Source organism: Leucobacter chironomi DSM 19883, assembly GCF_000421845.1.
GTDB lineage: Bacteria > Actinomycetota > Actinomycetes > Actinomycetales > Microbacteriaceae > Leucobacter > Leucobacter chironomi.
Genome location: NZ_ATXU01000002.1, coordinates 397483 through 415189 on the forward strand (window position 1 = coordinate 397483; position 17707 = coordinate 415189).

General features: G+C 69.9%; 16 protein-coding genes. 10 read left to right on the plus strand and 6 right to left on the minus strand.

Going from position 1 to position 17707, the window contains the following annotated elements; genetic code table 11:
- Positions 1-85 precede the first annotated feature (85 nt).
- The 7 genes from aceE (at position 86) to H629_RS0103730 (ending at position 8905) form a co-directional block, all read left to right on the plus strand.
- Positions 86-2812 carry a pyruvate dehydrogenase (acetyl-transferring), homodimeric type gene (gene aceE / locus H629_RS0103700; protein WP_024356003.1) on the plus strand — a complete coding sequence of 909 codons (2727 nt, stop codon included), beginning with the start codon at positions 86-88 and terminating at the stop codon, positions 2810-2812.
- A gap of 14 nt (positions 2813-2826) precedes the next feature.
- Positions 2827-4020 (plus strand): PucR family transcriptional regulator, encoded by a 1194-nt coding sequence (locus H629_RS0103705; RefSeq protein WP_024356004.1) that lies wholly within the window; start codon positions 2827-2829, stop codon positions 4018-4020.
- 223 nt (positions 4021-4243) lie between these two features.
- Entirely contained in the window at positions 4244-5170 is a 927-nt protein-coding gene (locus H629_RS0103710) for an ACP S-malonyltransferase (RefSeq protein ID WP_024356005.1), read from the plus strand.
- Positions 5171-5196: 26 nt separating this feature from the next.
- Entirely contained in the window at positions 5197-6201 is a 1005-nt protein-coding gene (locus H629_RS0103715) for a beta-ketoacyl-ACP synthase III (protein WP_024356006.1), read from the plus strand.
- A gap of 84 nt (positions 6202-6285) precedes the next feature.
- Entirely contained in the window at positions 6286-6534 is a 249-nt protein-coding gene (locus tag H629_RS0103720) for an acyl carrier protein (RefSeq protein ID WP_024356007.1), read from the plus strand.
- 90 nt (positions 6535-6624) lie between these two features.
- Positions 6625-7863 (plus strand): beta-ketoacyl-[acyl-carrier-protein] synthase family protein, encoded by a 1239-nt coding sequence (locus H629_RS0103725; RefSeq protein WP_024356008.1) that lies wholly within the window; start codon positions 6625-6627, stop codon positions 7861-7863.
- A 232-nt stretch (positions 7864-8095) separates the two neighbouring features.
- Positions 8096-8905: a glutamine amidotransferase gene (locus H629_RS0103730; protein ID WP_024356009.1), complete on the plus strand. Its 810-nt coding sequence runs from the start codon at positions 8096-8098 to the stop codon at positions 8903-8905.
- 18 nt (positions 8906-8923) lie between these two features.
- On the opposite strand, the gene efeB is transcribed toward H629_RS0103730, so the two are convergent.
- From efeB to H629_RS0103760, 6 genes are all read right to left on the minus strand, one after another.
- Complete coding sequence (gene efeB / locus H629_RS0103735; protein ID WP_024356010.1) at positions 8924-10252, minus strand: iron uptake transporter deferrochelatase/peroxidase subunit; 1329 nt, start codon at positions 10250-10252, stop codon at positions 8924-8926.
- Positions 10252-11475 (minus strand): iron uptake system protein EfeO, encoded by a 1224-nt coding sequence (gene efeO, locus H629_RS0103740; protein ID WP_036084282.1) that lies wholly within the window; start codon positions 11473-11475, stop codon positions 10252-10254. Before efeO ends, efeB begins: the two co-directional genes overlap by 1 nt.
- Positions 11436-12356: an iron uptake transporter permease EfeU gene (efeU, locus tag H629_RS0103745; RefSeq protein ID WP_024356012.1), complete on the minus strand. Its 921-nt coding sequence runs from the start codon at positions 12354-12356 to the stop codon at positions 11436-11438. The genes efeO and efeU overlap by 40 nt, the downstream gene beginning before the upstream one ends.
- Before the next feature lie 184 nt (positions 12357-12540).
- Positions 12541-13029: a Dps family protein gene (locus H629_RS0103750; RefSeq protein WP_024356013.1), complete on the minus strand. Its 489-nt coding sequence runs from the start codon at positions 13027-13029 to the stop codon at positions 12541-12543.
- Between the two features lie 126 nt (positions 13030-13155).
- Positions 13156-13878: a hydrogen peroxide-dependent heme synthase gene (gene hemQ / locus H629_RS0103755; protein WP_024356014.1), complete on the minus strand. Its 723-nt coding sequence runs from the start codon at positions 13876-13878 to the stop codon at positions 13156-13158.
- A 57-nt stretch (positions 13879-13935) separates the two neighbouring features.
- Entirely contained in the window at positions 13936-15060 is a 1125-nt protein-coding gene (locus H629_RS0103760) for a ferrochelatase (protein WP_024356015.1), read from the minus strand.
- A gap of 146 nt (positions 15061-15206) precedes the next feature.
- Between H629_RS0103760 and H629_RS0103765 the strand changes: the two genes are divergently transcribed.
- The 3 genes from H629_RS0103765 to H629_RS15540 all read left to right on the plus strand — a co-directional run.
- Positions 15207-15698 (plus strand): hypothetical protein, encoded by a 492-nt coding sequence (locus tag H629_RS0103765; RefSeq protein WP_024356016.1) that lies wholly within the window; start codon positions 15207-15209, stop codon positions 15696-15698.
- Positions 15699-15708: 10 nt separating this feature from the next.
- Positions 15709-17313, plus strand: coding sequence for an SDR family oxidoreductase (locus H629_RS0103770; protein WP_024356017.1), 1605 nt, complete (start codon positions 15709-15711; stop codon positions 17311-17313).
- Positions 17314-17510: 197 nt separating this feature from the next.
- The coding region (locus H629_RS15540; protein WP_152485638.1) for a transposase at positions 17511-17707 on the plus strand (197 nt) is incomplete at its 3' end.

Genomic DNA, 17707 nt, shown 5'->3' on the forward strand with positions numbered 1-17707 from the left:
CAGCGGGGCTGACCGAGCATGCCGCGAACGACTGCACCAACCCGCTTCGCAGCGCGGCGCTCCCAGTGGTGATTGGAGCACAACCTTGGCTGTGAACACGCAGGATCCCTACGCGCCCGATCGTGACGATATGGACCCGCAGGAGACCGCCGAGTGGCGCGAGTCGCTCGACGCCGTGGTCGAGGAGCGGGGCGCGGGTCGCGGCCGCGACATCATGACGAGCCTGCTGGATCGTTCACGACAGCTGCACCTCAATGTTCCCCAGGTGCCCACCACCGACTACGTGAACACCATCGCCTCGGCCGACGAGCCCGACTTCCCCGGCGATCACGACGTCGAGCGCCAGTACCGCTCGTGGATCCGCTGGAATGCGGCCATGACCGTGCACCGTGCGCAGCGCCCCGGTATCGGCGTGGGCGGCCACATCTCCACCTACGGCTCGGCCGCTTCGCTCTACGAGGTCGGCTTCAACCACTTCTTCCGCGGCCAGGACCACCCCGGCGGCGGCGACCAGATCTTCGTCCAGGGGCACGCCTCCCCCGGCATGTACGCCCGCGCCTTCCTGGAGGGCCGACTCGACGAGAACCAGCTCGACGGCTTCCGTCAGGAGAAGTCGCACGCGCCCCACGGCCTGCCGAGCTACCCGCACCCGCGTCTGCTGCCCGATTTCTGGCAGTTCCCCACCGTGTCGATGGGGCTCGGCCCCATCAACGCCATTTACCAGGCGCAGCTCAACAAGTACCTCACGAACCGCGGCATCAAGGACTGCTCGGACCAGCAGGTCTGGGCGTTCCTCGGCGACGGCGAGATGGACGAGGTCGAGAGCCGCGGCCAGCTGCAGGTCGCCGCGAACGAGGGTCTCGACAACCTCAACTTCGTGATCAACTGCAATCTGCAGCGGCTCGACGGGCCGGTGCGCGGCAACGGCAAGATCATCCAGGAGCTCGAGAGCTTCTTCCGCGGCGCCGGCTGGAACGTCATCAAGGTCATCTGGGGCCGCGAGTGGGACGACCTCCTGACCCGCGACACCGAGGGTGCGCTGCTCAACGTGATGAACACCACCCCCGACGGCGACTACCAGACCTACAAGGCCGAGAACGGCGCCTTCATCCGCAACCACTTCTTCGGTAAGGACGAGCGGGCGCTCCGCCTCGTCGAGGGCTACACCGACGACCAGATCTGGCAGCTGCGCCGCGGCGGCCACGACTACCGCAAGGTCTACGCCGCCTACGCGGCCGCGGTCGCCCACAAGGGCCGCCCCACGGTGATCCTCGCGAAGACGGTCAAGGGCTACGGCCTCGGCCCCCACTTCGAGGGCCGCAACGCGACCCACCAGATGAAGAAGATGACGCTCGAAGACCTCAAGCTCTTCCGCGACACGATGCACATCCCGATCTCGGACGCGCAGCTCGAGGCGGATCCCTACCGCCCGCCCTACTACCACCCGGGCGAGAACGACTCCACGATCCAGTACATGCACGAGCGGCGTCGCGAACTCGGCGGCTACCTGCCGGCCCGCCGCAGCACGCACACCGAGGTCGCGCTGCCCGAGCCGAAGAGCTACGCCATCGCGGCGAAGGGCTCCGGCACGCAGGAGGCCGCGACCACCATGGTGTTCGTGCGCATGCTCAAGGACCTCATGCGGGACAAGGGCTTCGGATCGCGCCTCGTGCCGATCATCCCCGACGAGGCGCGCACCTTCGGCATGGACTCCTACTTCCCCACGTCGAAGATCTACAACCCGCACGGCCAGAACTACGTCTCGGTCGACCGCGAGCTGCTGCTCGCCTACAAGGAGAGCCCGGAGGGCGTGCTGCTGCACGTCGGCATCAACGAGGCCGGCGCCACCGCCGCGTTCACCGCGGTCGGCACGTCCTACTCGACGCAGGGCGAGCCGATGATCCCGATCTACATCTTCTACTCGATGTTCGGGTTCCAGCGCACGGGCGACGCCTTCTGGGCGGCCGGCGATCAGATGGCGCGCGGCTTCGTGATCGGCGCCACCGCCGGACGCACCACGCTCACGGGCGAGGGGCTGCAGCACGCCGACGGCCACTCCATGCTGCTCGCGGCGACGAACCCCGCGGTCGTCTCCTACGATCCCGCCTACGGCTACGAGATCGGCCACATCGTGCGCTCCGGTATCGAGCGCATGTACGGCGGCCAGCACCCCGACCCCAACGTCATGTACTACCTCACCGTGTACAACGAGCCGATCGTGCACCCGGCCGAGCCGGAGAACGTCGACGCCGAGGGCATCGTGCGCGGCATCCACCGCGTCAGCGCGGCCCCGGAGGGCGGCCATCGCGCGCAGATCCTCGCGTCCGGCGTCGCCGTGCCGTGGGCGATCGAGGCGCAGGAGCTGCTCGCGCGCGACTGGGGCGTCGCTGCCGACGTGTGGAGCGTCACCAGCTGGAACGAGCTGCGGCGCGACGGCGCTGCTGCCGAGGAGCACAACTTCCGCTCCTTCGACGGCGAGGCGCGCGTGCCCTACCTGCAGCAGAAGCTCGCCGACGCCGAGGGCCCGTTCGTGGCCGTCAGCGACTGGTCGCGTCAGGTGCCCGAGCAGATCCGCCCCTACGTGCCCGGCGACTACTCGGTGCTCGGAGCTGACGGCTTCGGGTTCTCCGACACCCGCGCCGCCGCACGCCGCTACTTCGGCATCGACCGCGAGTCGGTCGTGGTGAAGGTGCTGCAGCGCCTCGCCGCGCAGGGCCGCATCGACGCCGACGTGCCGCGCCGCGCCGCCGAGCAGTACCGTCTGAACGACGTGAACGCGGGCACCACGGGCGGCGCTGGCGGCGAGGCCTGATCGAGCGATCGCACATGGATCGGACGAAGGAGCAGGAACTCGCCTGGTTGCGGACCATCACGGGCGAGCTCTCCACGCGCACCATCACCCGGCTCGACGAGACGCTGCCCTGGTACGGCAAGATGCCGCCCAGTCGGCGCTCGTCGGTCGGGCTGGTGGCGCAGACCGGCATCAGCTCGTTCATCCAGTGGTACGAGGATCCGAGTTCGACACCGTGGATCGCGTCGGACGTGTTCGGCGCGGCCCCGCGCGAGCTGCTGCGCTCGATCAGCCTGCAGGAGACCCTGCAGCTGATCCGCGTGGTGGTCTCGGTCGTCGAGGAGCGGGTGGCTCCGCGCAGCGAGCCGCTGCGCGAGGCCGTGCTCCACTACTCTCGCGACGTCGCGTTCGCGGCGGCCGACGTGTACGCCCGTGCGGCCGAGGCCCGCGGGCTGTGGGATGCCAGGCTTGAGGCGCTCGTCGTCGACTCGATCCTCACGGGCGAGAGCGATGACGAGCTGCCGAGCCGGATCGCGGCTCTCGGCTGGCACGGCGACGGTGAGGCCGCCGTGCTCGTCGGCACTGCTGAGCGCGTCGTCGATGTGGATCAGCTGCGCCGTTCTGCGCGACACGCCGGCGCGGATGTGCTGATCGGCCTGCAGGGCACCCGCCTCGTGCTCGTGCTGGGCCGTTTGGACGCGCCGCTGCCGGGTGCGACTCCCGCGGAGACCCAGTTGGGCTTCTTGGAGATCGCCGGCCGGCTGGCGGACGGCTTCTCGGATGGACCGCTGGTGCTCGGACCGACCGTCGACAACCTCGTGGACGCGTCGCGCAGCGCGCGGGCCGCGCTCGCGGGGGTCGCAGTGGCACGATCGTGGCGCAACGCGCCCCGCCCCGTCGCGGCCGACGATCTGCTGCCGGAGCGCGCGCTGGCGGGCGATGGTCTTGCGCGTCGCACGCTCATCGAGCAGATCTACGAACCGCTCGCCGCGCACTCGGGCGAGCTGCTGGAGACGCTGTGGTGCTATCTCGACAACGGGCGCTCCCTTGAGGCGACTGCGCGGGAGCTGTTCGTGCACCCCAATACGGTGCGCTACCGGCTCAAGAAGGTCTCGGAGGTGATCGGCTGGAACGCGACAGGTGCGCGGGAGGCCCTGATCTTGCAGTCCGCGCTCATCACCGGCTCTATCGCCCACAATGGACGGCGCGCAGCGCCGTCTGCAAAGTAGCCGCGACGGCCCACAGGCCGGAGCGGAGCCTCCGTTGTTGCGCGCAGCGCCGTCCACAAAGTAGCCGCGACGGCCCACAGGCCGGAGCGGAGCCTCCGCTGTTGCGCGCAGCGCCGTCTACCGGCTCGCCGCAGCCCGAACTTGCCGGTTCCCACAATCATTTTCGAGATTTATCGTTCGCAATATGCAGGATCAGGGCCGGTGATCTGAGAAACTGGAAGACGTGATTGTCATCGCCTGCCCTGGACAGGGCTCACAAACCCCCGGATTCCTGAACGAGTGGCTCGAGCTGCCGGGCAGCCGCGAGTTCCTCGGCACCGCCTCTGAGCGTGCGGGCGTCGATCTCATCGAGCACGGCACCGTGAGCGACGCCGACACGATCCGCGACACCGCGATCGCGCAGCCGCTGATCGTCGCGGCGAGCCTGCTCGCGTGGCGCGAGCTGTCGGCGCGGGTGGCGGTAGCCGATGCGGGCATCGCGGGTCACTCCGTCGGCGAGTTCGCCGCAGCCGCGGCCGCCGGCGTGCTCTCCGAGGACGACGCCCTGCGTCTCGTCGGCGTGCGCGGTCGCGCGATGGCCGAAGCCGCCACCCGGGCCAGCACCGGCATGGCCGCGGTCGTGGGCGGCGTGGAGGCCGACGTACTCGCGAAGATCGCCGAGCACGGGCTCACCGCCGCCAACCGCAACGGCGGCGGCCAGATCGTCGCCGCGGGCTCGCTCGAAGGGCTGGCCGCGCTCGCCGAGGACGCGCCGCGCGGTGCGCGCGTGATCACTCTGCAGGTCGCCGGTGCCTTCCACACCGACTACATGTCGGGCGCCATCCCCGCCCTGCGGGAGGCCGCCGAGAGCGTCACCGCCGCAGTGCCCTCGCACCCGCTCTGGACGAACGCCGACGGATCGCTCGTCGACGACGGCTCGCGCTTCGTCGAGCTGCTCGTGTCGCAGATCGCGAGCCCGGTGCGGTGGGACGCCTGCATGGCGAGCTTCCAGGAGGCCGGCATCGCGGGGCTCGTGGAACTCGCCCCGGCCGGCGCGCTCACCGGCATCGCCAAGCGCGCCCTGAAGGGTGTGCCTGGCGTCGCCGTGAAGACCCCCGCAGACCTCGACGCCGCCGTGGCGCTCATCACCGAGACCGCGTCAGCGGCCTGACCGTCCGACCGAAAGGACCCATGCACATGGCATCACTGGTGCAGCCCACCGGCCCCGCGCACACGCGGATCCTCTCCATCGGCGCAGCCCGCGGCGACCTCGACGTGCCGAACGACGACCTGGTCGGCCCGATCGACTCCTCCGACGAGTGGATCCGCCAGCGCACGGGCATCGTGCAGCGGCGGCGCGCGAGCGGCGAGATCGGCGCGGTCGACCTGGCCGTGGCGGCCGGCGAGGAGGCCATCGCGAAGTCGGGGCTGGACCGCTCCGAGATCGACGGCGTGATCATCTCGACCATCTCAAACGTCGCCATCACCCCCTCGATGGCCGCACTCGCAGCGCACCGCCTCGGCCTCACGCCGGCCGCGGCCTTCGACATCTCGGCCGCCTGCGCCGGCTACGTCTACGGCGTGGGCCAGGCCGACGCCCTGGTGCGCTCCGGGCTGTGCAAGAACGTGCTCGTGATCGGCGCCGAGAAGCTCTCCGAGATCGTCGATCCGACCGACCGCAGCATCTCGTTCCTGCTCGGCGACGGCGCCGGCGCCGTGATCGTCGGCGCGAGCGACCACACCGGCATCGGCCCCACCGTGTGGGGCTCCGACGGCGAGAAGTGGGACACGATCCGCATGACCTCGACCTTCGAGGAGTACCGCAGCAACCCGACCGAGGTGCCGTGGCCCACGCTGCGCCAGGACGGCCAGACCGTCTTCCGCTGGGCCGTCTGGGAGATGAAGAAGGTCGCGCAGCAGACCCTCGAAGCCTCCGGCATCGAGCCCGGCGACCTCGCCGCGTTCATCCCGCACCAGGCCAACATGCGCATCATCGACGAGTTCGCGAAGCAGCTCAAGCTGCCCGAGTCGGTCGTCGTGGCCCGCGACATCGAGATGCAGGGCAACACCTCCGCCGCCTCGATCCCGCTGGCCATGCACGCGCTGCTCGAGCAGCACCCGGAGCTCTCCGGCGGTCTCGCCCTCACGATCGGCTTCGGGGCGGGTCTCGTCTACGGCGCGCAGGTCGTCGAGCTGCCGTAGCCGCACCGCGCGCGTCGCCCCACCGCCGCTCCCCGCGGCACGTACACTTCTACAACCCCCACCCATATCAAGGAGAAACACACCATGGCATTCAGCAACGAAGAGGTCCTCGCAGGTCTTGCCGAGATCATCAACGACGAGACCGGGATCGCGGCCGACGTCGTCGCGCTCGACAAGTCGTTCACGGACGACCTCGACATCGACTCGATCTCGATGATGACCATCGTCGTCAACGCCGAGGAGAAGTTCGACGTGAAGATCCCCGACGAGGAGGTCAAGAACCTCAAGACCGTCGGCGACGCCGTCGACTTCATCGCCAAGGCGCAGGCCTAAGGTTCGCGGAACGGGGTCGGGCTCGGCCCGACCCCGCCTCCTCACCACTCCCCACCGTTCGTTCCCCACCAGATCGCGGAGCACGCAAGCATGAGCAAGAAGATCGTCGTCACCGGTATCGGCGCCTCCTCCCCCATCGGCGGCACGGCCCCTGAGAGCTGGGAGTCGCTCCTCGCCGGCGAGTCGGGCGTGCGCACCCTCGAGTACGACTGGGTGACCGAATACCAGCTTCCCGTCACCTTCGCGGGACAGGCCCGAGTGAAGCCCACCGAGGTGCTCGACCGTCCGATCGCGAAGCGCCTCGACCCGTCGAGCCAGTTCGCGCTCGTCGCCGCGAAGGAGGCTTTCGCCGACGCCGGCAGCCCCGAGGTCGCGGCCGAGCGCCTCGGCGTCGACTGGGCGACCGGCATCGGCGGCGTGTGGTCGCTGCTCGACGCCTGGGACACCCTGCGCGAGAAGGGGCCGCGCCGCGTCATGCCCCTGACCGTGCCCATGCTCATGCCGAACGCCCCCTCGGCGGCGGTCTCCATGCACTTCGAGGCGCGCGGCTACGCCCGCACCGTCGCCTCCGCCTGCGCTTCCAGCACCGAGTCGATCGTGAACGCCTACGAGCACCTGCAGGCCGGGCTCGTCGACGTCGTCATCGCCGGCGGCTCGGAGGCCGCGATCCACCCGATCACCGTGGCCTCGTTCGCGTCGATGCAGGCCCTCTCCCGCCGCAACGACGATCCAGCCACCGCCTCCCGGCCCTACAACACCGACCGCGACGGCTTCGTCATGGGCGAGGGCGCCGCGGCGCTCGTGCTCGAGACCGAGGAGCACGCCCTCGCGCGCGGCGCGAAGATTTACGCCGAGATCGCCGGCGGCGGCGTCACCGCCGACTCGTATCACATCACCGCCAACGATCCCGAGGGTCGCGGGGCGATCCGCGCCATGCAGATGGCGCTGGAGCAGGCCGGGGCGACCCCCGACGACGTGACGCACATCAACGCGCACGCCACCTCGACGCCCGTGGGCGACATGAACGAGTACACCGCGCTGAAGGCGATCTTCGGCGACCGCGCCGAGCAGATCCCGATCTCGGCGACGAAGGCCGCCACCGGTCACCTGCTCGGCGGCACCGGCGCGCTCGAGGCCCTGTTCAGCGTGCTCGCGGTGCAGCACCGCGTCGCGCCCCCCACGATCAACCTGATCGACCAGGATCCCGAGATCCCCGTCAACGTCTCCTCCGAGCCGCAGCCGCTGGGCGACGGCCCGCAGCTCGCGATCTCGAACTCGTTCGGCTTCGGGGGGCATAACGCCGTCGTCGCTATTCGCTCCGTCGACTGAGCCGATTCTGCGTACCCCTTCACCGGCCGGTGGGCCGGTGCGGCACCGCCGCGATCAGAGCTCCGCTCTGATCCAGAGCGGCTGGCCGGGGCATAACGCCGTCGTCGCTATTCGCTCCGTCGACTGAGCCCGATCTGCGGGACGCCCGTCCTGTCTCATGGACCAGGCGGGCGCCCCGTAACAGTTCGAGATGCGTGCGGCGGCGGCCCGCGCACGCGCTACGGTAGTACCCATGAAACCGTTCCTGCTCATCACGACCCGGGGCGAGGACGACGTCGCGGCCGATGAGCACGCCGCCTACTGCCGCCTGACCGGGCTGCTGCCGGAGGAGCTCGCGTGGCGGCGGATCGACCGAGCCCCGCTCGGCCCCGTCGATTTCGGCAGCTACTCGGGCATCATCCTCGCCGGCAGCCCGTTCACGGTGAGCGAGCCCGTGGAGCGGAAGTCGGAGACCGAGCTGCGCGTCGAGCGCGAACTCGCCCAGCTGCTCGACGAGGTGGTGCGGGCAGACTTCCCCTTCCTCGGCGTCTGCTACGGCATCGGCACCATCGGAGCGCACCAGGGCGCGCGGGTGGACCGCACCTACGGGGAGTCCTCGCAGGCGGTGCGGATCAGTCTCACCCCCGCCGGCGTCGGCGATCCGCTGTTCCACCAGTTGCCCGCCGAGTTCGAGGCCTTCGTAGGGCACAAGGAGGCGATCGCCGAGGTGCCGGAAAGCATCACCGTGCTGGCGAGCTCCCCCACCTGCCCGGTGCAGGCCTTCCGCGTGGGCCGGAACGTCTACGCGACGCAGTTCCACCCCGAGCTCGACACCGCGTCGTTCACGTCTCGGGTACGTGCGTACGCCGACCACGGCTATTTCCACCCCGCCGAGGTGGAGGCCATCATCGAGCGGGTGGAGCGGGCCGATGTGCGCGCGTCGCACATGGTGCTCGGCCGCTTCGTCGAGGAGTACCTCGATTCGCGCCCCGCACCGTCGGCGCCGGCTCATGCGGGTGCCGACCGTGCCGCGCCCAGCACCGCGGCCGCGGCACGGGCCTGAGCGACCGTCGGGGCGGCGCTACTCGAACAGCGCTTGAGCGAGGAATCCGCCGGGCTGCACCCCCGCCGGCACGGCCCACAGTCCTGAGCCGATGTGGCGGATGTACTCGTTCAGCAGGTCCGGCTTCAACGACCGCTGCACGCGCACGAAGGTCTGCGGATCGCGCTGGAACGAGATGAAGAACAGGCCGGCTCCCAGCTGTCCGAGCCCGTTCGAGCCGTCCACGTAGTTGTAGCCGCGCCGCAGCATCCGGGCACGGCCGTTCTGGCCGGGGTTTGCGAGGCGCACGTGCGCGGCGACGTCGATGACGGGCTGCTCGGCATTCTCCGCGCTCGGCGCCGCGAAGTCGGGTTCGGTGAACTCGCCGCCGCCGCTCAGCGGGCCGCCCTCGCGCTTCGTGCGGCCGATGATCCGCTCCTGCTCGCCGAGGGAGGCTCGATCCCAGCTCTCGATGGTCATCTGGATCTTGCGGGCCACGAGGTAGCTGCCGCCGCGCATCCACTCCGGTGCCTCGTCTCCGGCCCAGATGTGCTCGGCGAGGGCTGCGGTGTCTTCGGCCATAACGTTCGCGGTGCCGTCTTTGAAGCCGAAGAGATTGCGCGGGGTGTCCTGCCGGCGCGAGGTCGATGCGGTGCGTCCGAAGCCGAGCTGGCTCCAGGAGAGATGCGCGCGCCCGGCGGCGATGCGTGCGAGGTTGCGGATCGCGTGCACTGCGATCTGCGGGTCGTCGGCGCAGGCCTGTACGCAGAGGTCTCCCCCGCTCTGGGTGGCGTCGAGCAGGTCGAATGCGAAGGAGGGCAGCGGCTCGAAGGCGCGCGGCAGGCGGGAGCGGATCCCGAAGGGGTCGTCGGGGTCGGGGGCGCCGGTGCGTGCGGTGAAGAGTCGTCTCCCGAGCCCGAAGGTCAGGGTGAGGTGGCCCGCGCCGAGGCCGGTGGCCTCGCCCGTGTCGTCGGGCGGCAGCAGCGCGTTGCCGGGTTCGAGGCCGGTGCCCACCTCCTGGCCGCGCACGAGCCGCTCGGCGGCCGTCGTCCAGTCGCGCAGCAGCGCGATGAGATCGTCTCTGCCGGTTCCCGACACCATGTCGAAGGCGGCGAAGTGGAGCCGGTCCTGCGCGGGGGTGACGATACCGGCCTGGTGGGCGCCGTGGAACGGCACTGCGCCGGATTCCGGGCCCGAGCCACCACCGGCCTGAGCCGCGAGGGCGGTGGCTGCGCCGCCGCCGAGCGCGAGGCCCGCCGCGCCGGCGCCGAGCAGCCCGAGGAGGCCGCGTCGCGAGGGTCGGAGGGCGCCAGGGGCGCTCTCCTCCGTCGTCTGTCCGATCTCGTCGGGCTGCTCGTGCGCCGTCATCAGCCCTGCACGACGCCCGCGGTGAGCTTCGACATGGGTTCGCTGAGCGCGGTGAGCTTCGCCGCGAGCTCGTTGCGCTGCTGCTGGCCGACGGTGTCGTAGAACACGAAGCCTGCATCGTAGGAGCCGTAGCTCTCGAGCAGCGCGAACATGTCGGCGAAGCGCGTGTCGAGCTCCTGCGCGAGGTCTTCGCCGCCGTTCGCCTCAAGCAGGCCGCGCACGGTGTCGAAGGCCACCTGGGCGCCCTCGACGTTCGCGGTGAAGTCGTAGAGGTCGGTGTGCGCGAACTCGTTCTCTTCGCCGGGCAGCTTGCCGTCCGGTGCGGCGACCTCGTCGAGGAGGCCCTTCGCGCCCTCGGTGATGTCGGCGAGGGTGAGCGTGAAATCGGGGCTCGCGACCTCGTCCTTCAGCTCGTTCACGTCGGCGAGCAGCTGCTCGCCGAGTTCCGTGCGCTCCTCGGGGGTGAGCGGCTTGAGGTCGTCCTTCGGGTAGTGGTCATTCTCGGGCGTCGAGTAGTTGGCGATCGCCTCGTCGAGCCACAGGTCCTGCTCGATGCGGTGGAAGCCGGTGAAGGGCAGTCCCTCTTCGATGGCGCCGGGCTTGCGGTAGTCGATCTTGGGGTCGAGGTCGCCGAACTGCTCGGCGGTCGGCTCGATGCGCTCGTAGTTGATGCGCGCGATCGGGAAGAGCCGGCGCGCGGTCTCGTCGTCGCCGGCCTGGTATGCCGCTACGAACGCCTCGACCTGCGGCACGAGCTCCTCGGTCTGGGCTTTGACGTAGCTGATGTACTGCGCGACGACCGCGTCCTCCTCGGGTGTCGTCGCCACGGCGTCGCCGGTGACCGCGAACGCGGCCTGGCCCACGCCGGCGCCGATCATGCCGGGCTTGCAGCTCGTGAAGTAGTCGCCGGGGCCGACCTGCACGGTGAGGTCGCGGCTCGTTCCGGGGGCGATGTTCTCGACCTCGCCGATGATCGTCAGCTCGTTGCTGCCGAGCACGTAGAACTCGTTGACCTTGCTGCCGTCGTTCTGCACGGTGAAGGTGAGCGTGCCGCTCTGCGCCTGCGCGGTCTCGACCTCGCAGGCCGTATCGCTCGCCGTGACGGCGATGGACTGCGCGTTCGCGCCGGTGCCGGCGTTGGGCACGCAGGCGGTGAGTGCGAGACTCGCGGCGCCGATGGCGGTTACTGCGACGATGCCGCGGCGTGTGCTGATGGTGGGCAAGGGGCTTCCTTTCTCGGGCTGCGCGCTCCTCGGTATGAGGCGATGAGGAACAGCGGAAGGGTGATGGCGAGGTAGAGCGCCCAGGCGATCACCTCGAGTCTGGTCATCTCCGGCGAGAAGCCGACGGTGCCCTTGAGCAGCACGCCGAGCACTCCGTCTGGAGCGACGATGTGGGGAATGCGGAACGCCCAGGCCGCATCGCCGAACCAGGTGGCGAGGACTCCCGCTCCGGGCGGCGGGGCGGCGAAGGGGCCGGGGAGGAATCCGGCCTCCTGCAGGTCGTGGACCGCGTAGGCGAGCACGCCGGCGGCGAAGACGATGAGGAGCGCGCCGGACCAGCGGAAGAACACCGTGAGGTTGATCCGGAGCATGCCGCGATAGAGCAGCCAGCCGAGCACCGATGCCAGTAGAATGCCCGACACCGCCGAGAGGAAGCCGACGAGGGGTGCTGTGTCGCTCGCCCGCGTGGTGGCCCAGATGAAGAGGGCGGTCTCGATGCCCTCCCGCGCCACCGAGACGAAGCCGACCGCGGCCACGCCCCAACCGTTGCCGAGCAGGGCCCTGTCGAGCTGCGATCGCAGTTCGCTGCCGATGCCGCGGGACATGCGCAGCATCCAGAAGACCATCCAGGTCACCATGGCGACGGCGACGAGCGACAGTGCGCCGCCGATCGCCTCCTGCGCGGTGAAGGAGAGCCCGTAGGCGCCGTAGGTGAGCACGGCGCCGGTGATGAGGGAGAGCAGGATCGCGGCTGCGACGCCCAGCCAGATCTTGCGGGCCGCGTCGCGACGTCCGAGACGGTTGACGTAGGCGAGCAGGATGCTCACGACGAGCGCGGCTTCGAGCCCTTCGCGCAGGCCGATGAGCAGTGTGGCGATCATGCGCGTTCGCCCTCCGAACCTCAAATCGATAACATGTGACGTTAGTAAGGCGCGCCTTACTCCAACAACATAGCACAGTTCATCAGATGTGAAATCCACGACGGAAACGCCGCAGGGCCGCGTCTCTCACCCGGAGAGACGCGGCCCTGCACCGCTCGCCGCGCGAGGCACGCGGCACGTTCGATCAGTCGGCGTAGTGTGAGAAGAGGAACCAGCGATCCTTGTCGAGCTGCTGCGCGAACGCGATCGCGACATCCTGGCTCACGGGGTCGAAGTCATCGAGCCCCTTCACCGCCGCATAGATGGTCTCGAGCGTCGCGTCGAGCTGCGCCACGACCTCGCGCACGGTCACGTCGGACTGCTGGAAGCCGACGGTCATCTCGGGCGTCGTGGTCTGGGCCGCGACGGTGCCGATGCGGCCGTCGACCGGCAGCCCCAGAGCCACCATGCGCTCGGCGGCGGTGTCAGCCGCATCCTGCGCGTGCGCCACGACCTGGTCGAGGAACTCGTGGACGCCCATGAAGTTGCTGCCGCGCACGTGCCAGTGCGCCTGCTTCGCGTTCACCGCGAGGGCGATCAGATCGTGCAGCACCGGTGTCAGATACTGCGCGACGCCGGAGAGTCGCCCGAACTCGCCCTGCGCTGCGATCGGCTGCTGTTCGAGAGTGGTCATAGTGAACCTCCGTCTAGTCTGCCGGGGAGCGGTTCTCCGCTCGGTGCACCCTCCACGATACGCCGATCAAGCAGATCCGCAAGCAAGCGAAGGCTCACCTAAACCACACTCCAACAGGGATTTTAACTAAGAGACAACAGCCGCCAGCAGCGCCTCGGGGTCGCGGCGCGGGCCCGTGAAGAAGGGCGTCTCCTCGATGACGTGCCGTCGAGCCCCCGTCGCCCGCAGCTCCCGCATCAGGTCGACGATGCGAGTCAGCTCGTCCGCCTCGAATGCGAGCAGCCACTCGTAATCGCCGAGCGCGAACGAGGCGACGGTGTTCGCGAGCACATCGCCGTAGTCCCGGGCTGCGGCGCCGTGCTCGCGCAGCAGTTCCCTGCGCTCGGCATCGGGCAGCAGGTACCATTCACGGCCGCGCACGAACGGGTACACGCAGACGTAGCCGCGGGGGTCGTCTCCCGCGAGGAAGGCCGGCACGTGCCCGCGGTTGAACTCCGCCGCCCGATGCACCCCGATCGACGACCACACGGGCGCCAGGCGGCCGCCCGCCCAGTCGAGCACCGCCCGGTAGGCCCGCTGCAGAGCCTCGGGATCCGGGGCGTGCCACCACACGAGCACGTCGGCGTCGGCGCGGTAGCCGGCCACGTCGTACCAGCCGCGAGTGATGAGGCCGTCGATGCCGTCGAGCTCGGCGAGCAGCCCGCGCACGATCGATCCCCACGCCGGGGAGAGTCCGAGCGCGGGCCCAGAGCGAGACGCACTGAAGACGGCGTACATGGTGTAGTTGATGTCGGCGTTGATGGTCTCCGCGACCGCGGAGTGGTCGACGGTCGGGCGGTGGGCGGTCATATCTGCTCCATGCTTGTCAGGATCCTGCTGATCGGTGCTCGTGCGGCGGTCGCCCGCTCAGTCGTCCGCGCCCGCGAGCACCGGAATGCCGGTCGCCTCGCCGTGGCGCATGCGGCAGCTGCCGGCGGGCGCGACGTCGGGGAAGGCTGCCAGCGCTCCGACCGTGCGGGCCGGGACGGTCTCGCCGCGCTCGCGCGCCGCGCGCTCGAGCACCATGTCGATGAGCCCCGACACGAACTCCGCTCGCACGCCCGCGGTGTCGGCACGGACCGCCGCGATACCCTGCTCTCGGGCCGTCTCGAGCGCTTCGACGTCGAGGTCGAATGCGACCTCCATGTGGTCGGAGATGAAGCCGATCGGCGCGATCACGATCTTGCGCACGCCCTGCGCAGCGAGCATCTCAATATGGTCGTTGACGTCGGGTTCGAGCCACGGCACTCGCGGGTCGCCCGAGCGGGAGCAGTACGCGAGCGACGAGTTGATCTCGGCGCCGATGCGCTCCGCCAGCGCAGCGTCGATGGTGGCGCGCACGTCCTCGTGCTGCTCGCGGTAGCCGGGGCCGGTGACCGCGGAGGCATCCTGCATGGTGTCGGGGATCGAGTGCGTCACGTACACGATGTGGGCGCCCGCGAGGCCGCCGTCGAGGCCGGAGGCCGCCTCTTCGATCGCGTGCCGGTTCGCGTCGACGAAGCCGGGTTCGTTGAAGAAGGGGCGCAGCACGTCGAGGCGCGGGGCTTCGGCACCCAGTTCGGCCGTGGCGGCCGCGAGGTGTTCGCGGTACTGCCGGCTGCCCGAGTATGAGGCGTAGGCGCTCGTGACGAGCACGAGGACGCGTCGCACGCCGAAGGCTGCAGCGTCGCGCAGCGTGTCGACGGTGTAGGGATGCCAGTTGCGGTTGCCCCAGATCACCGGCAGGTCGACGCCGCGTCGCCCCAGCTCGCCCCGGAGAGCATCGGCGAGGGCGAGGTTCTGGGCGTTGATCGGGCTGCGCCCACCGAAGTGGTGGTAGTGCTCCCCCACCTCGGCGAGGCGGTCCTCCGGGATGTTCTTGCCCCTCGTGACGTTGCGCAGGAAGGGGATGACGTCGTCGGTGTGATTGGGCCCCCCGAAGGAGCACAGCAGCAGCGCGTCGTAGGGCAGCGGATCGGCGGGCGTGGCGGTGGAGTGATCGTTCACGGTCATGTTCTGCACCGTATCATCAGCCTTCCTGTAGATCTGATGTATAACATCTGATCTGAAAGATGCGGTTTCCGTCATCGGGCGATCGGGATCGCGCGCCTCCGCGCGCACCCTCCCTGAGGCACCGGGAACCGGCGTAGCATGATCGCATGACCGAGGTGGTGTCGCAGTGGAACGACTTCAACGTCGCCATGGCCGGCGCGAGCGCGGCTCTCGCGGGTCTCGTCATCGTCGCTGCGAGCGTGAACATCCGCGAGATCGTCGCTGCCGGCACGCTCACCGCCCGGCTCGCGGCCGCGATCGCGACCCTCGTGCTCGCCCTCGTCGTCTCGGCCGTCGGCCTCATCCCGGGGGTCGGCCTGCTCGGCTACGGTGCGATCACGATCGTCGCGACGGTCGGAGCCGCCTGGTTCCAGGCGCATGCGACACTGGTCATCCTGCGGGATCCGGAACCTCAGCAGCGAGCGCGGATCCCGAAATCCGTGCTGGGCGCGCTCCCGCTCGCCGCGTATCTGACCGCCGGGCTCCTGATGCTCGGCGGCCTGTCGAACGGCCTGCTGCTCGCCGCGGTCGGCTGCCTCGTCGCGATCGTCTCCGCGATCCTCGTCTCCTGGATCGCGCTCGTCGAGGTGCTGCGGTGAGGGGCCGACCGTGAGCCGCCCCGACGACCGCGCCGTGCAGGAGCCGCGCAGCGCCCCGACCGGTCGCGAGGATGCACTCCGCGCAGTGCGCGACGAGCGGGGAGACTCGCCCCGGGTGCTCGTGCTCGGCGCGACCGGCTACATCGGCGGCCGTCTCGTGCCTCGGCTGGTCGCCGCCGGATATCGGGTGCGTGTCCTCTCGCGATCCCGCGAACGAGTCGCAGCCCTGCCCTGGGCCGATGAGGTCGAGATCGTGACCGGCGACGCCGCCGACCCCACCGCCGTCGGCCGGGCGATGCACGAGGTCGACGTGGTCTGCTACCTGCTGCACTCCATGGCGAGCGGCGCCGACTTCGAACGGCTCGACCGGGAGATCGCCCGCACCGTCGCCGGCGAGGCCGAACGCGCCGGCGTGAGCCGCATCGTCTATCTCGGGGGTCTGCACCCCGAAGGCGTGTCGCTCTCCCCTCATCTGCGGTCGCGGAAGGAGGTGGGCGACCTCCTGCTCGCATCGGAGGTGCCCGCGGTCGTGCTCCAGGCGGGTGTGGTGATCGGCTCGGGCTCGGCGTCGTTCGAGATGGTGCGGCACCTCACCGATGTGCTGCCCTACATGCCCGCACCCAAGTGGGTGCGCAACTTCATCCAGCCGATCGCCGTGCGCGACGTGCTCTACTACCTGCTCGCGGCGGTGCGGCTCGCGCCCGAGGTGAATCGCGCGCTCGATATCGGCGGACCTGACGTGCTGCGCTACGGGCAGATGATGAACGGCTACGCCCTCGAGGCGGGCCTCGGCCAGCGTCGCATCGCCTCGCTGCCCGTGCTCACCCCGCGGCTCGCCTCGCACTGGGTCGGCCTCGTCACGCCGGTGCCGCGCCGCATCGCACGACCGCTCGTCGAGTCGCTGCAGCACCCCTGCGTCATGCGGGATCACGCCATCGACGCGTTCATCCCGCCTCCGCCCGGCGGCCTCACCCCGTATCGCGCAGCGGTGCGGCTCGCGCTCGGCCGCATCGAAATCGACGCCGTCGAGACGAGCTGGGTCGACGCGAGGCTCGACGGCGCCCCCAGCGATCCGCTGCCGAGCGACCCGGACTGGGCCGGCCGCACCGTCTTCACCGATGTGCGTCGTCGCCGCACCTCGGCGGACCCGGCTGCGGTGTGGTCGGTGGTCTCGCGCATCGGCGGGGCGAACGGCTGGTACTCGGCATCGGTGCTGTGGGCGGCGCGCGGCTGGCTGGATCGTCTCGCGGGCGGCGTCGGACTGCAGCGCGGGCGCCGCAACCGCACGCGGATCGCCGAGGGCGACGCGATCGACGTGTGGCGCGTCGAACGGGTCGAGCCGGGGCGGCTGCTGCGGCTGCGAGCCGAGATGTGGACGCCGGGAAGCGCGTGGCTCGAACTCGGGATCGACGACACCGCGGGCGGTGTCGAGTACTGGCAACGGGCGGTGTTCTTCCCGCGGGGCCTGCTCGGAAGGCTGTACTGGCTCGCAATGCTGCCGTTCCACGGCCTCATCTTCAGCGGCATGGTGAGCCGGATCGTCGCGCTCGCGGAGGCCGCAGACCGTGGCGGGGGCACGGGCTCCGCGGATCGCGCCCGGCACCGCTCCGAGTGATGCGGCGCAGGCGATGGTAGGGCGTGCGGGGCTTGAACCCGCGACCGACGGATTATGAGGGGTCTGCTGCATGTTTAGGTGACATCTGATCTGGCTTGCCCGAGGGGTGGGTCTGGAAGGATGTTGTTGTGCCAAAGCCATACCCGAGTGAGTTCCGTGACGATGTTGTGCGCGTCGCGAGGAACCGCGATCCTGGAGTGACGATCGAGCAGATTGCGAAAGATTTCGGCGTTCACCCGATGACGTTGCAGAAGTGGATGCGTCGCGCCGACATCGACGACGGCGCCAAGCCTGGCAAATCGCGGACTGAGGCGGCCGAGATCCGTGAGCTGCGCAAGCGGAACCGTCTTCTGGAGCAGGAGAACGAGGTTCTGCGTCGGGCGGCGGCGTATCT

What these genes read in the sequence shown, in the direction of transcription:
- efeB (WP_024356010.1), bottom strand. Translation starts at nt 10,252, where the DNA reads ATGACGGCGCACGAGCAGCCCGACGAGATCGGACAGACGACGGAGGAG.
- H629_RS0103760 (WP_024356015.1), bottom strand. Translation starts at nt 15,060, where the DNA reads ATGACCGTGAACGATCACTCCACCGCCACGCCCGCCGATCCGCTGCCC.
- H629_RS0103750 (WP_024356013.1), bottom strand. Translation starts at nt 13,029, where the DNA reads ATGACCACTCTCGAACAGCAGCCGATCGCAGCGCAGGGCGAGTTCGGG.
- H629_RS0103765 (WP_024356016.1), top strand. Translation starts at nt 15,207, where the DNA reads ATGACCGAGGTGGTGTCGCAGTGGAACGACTTCAACGTCGCCATGGCC.
- hemQ (WP_024356014.1), bottom strand. Translation starts at nt 13,878, where the DNA reads ATGACCGCCCACCGCCCGACCGTCGACCACTCCGCGGTCGCGGAGACC.
- H629_RS0103705 (WP_024356004.1), top strand. Translation starts at nt 2,827, where the DNA reads ATGGATCGGACGAAGGAGCAGGAACTCGCCTGGTTGCGGACCATCACG.
- H629_RS0103715 (WP_024356006.1), top strand. Translation starts at nt 5,197, where the DNA reads ATGGCATCACTGGTGCAGCCCACCGGCCCCGCGCACACGCGGATCCTC.
- H629_RS0103725 (WP_024356008.1), top strand. Translation starts at nt 6,625, where the DNA reads ATGAGCAAGAAGATCGTCGTCACCGGTATCGGCGCCTCCTCCCCCATC.
- H629_RS0103730 (WP_024356009.1), top strand. Translation starts at nt 8,096, where the DNA reads ATGAAACCGTTCCTGCTCATCACGACCCGGGGCGAGGACGACGTCGCG.
- H629_RS0103720 (WP_024356007.1), top strand. Translation starts at nt 6,286, where the DNA reads ATGGCATTCAGCAACGAAGAGGTCCTCGCAGGTCTTGCCGAGATCATC.
- efeU (WP_024356012.1), bottom strand. Translation starts at nt 12,356, where the DNA reads ATGATCGCCACACTGCTCATCGGCCTGCGCGAAGGGCTCGAAGCCGCG.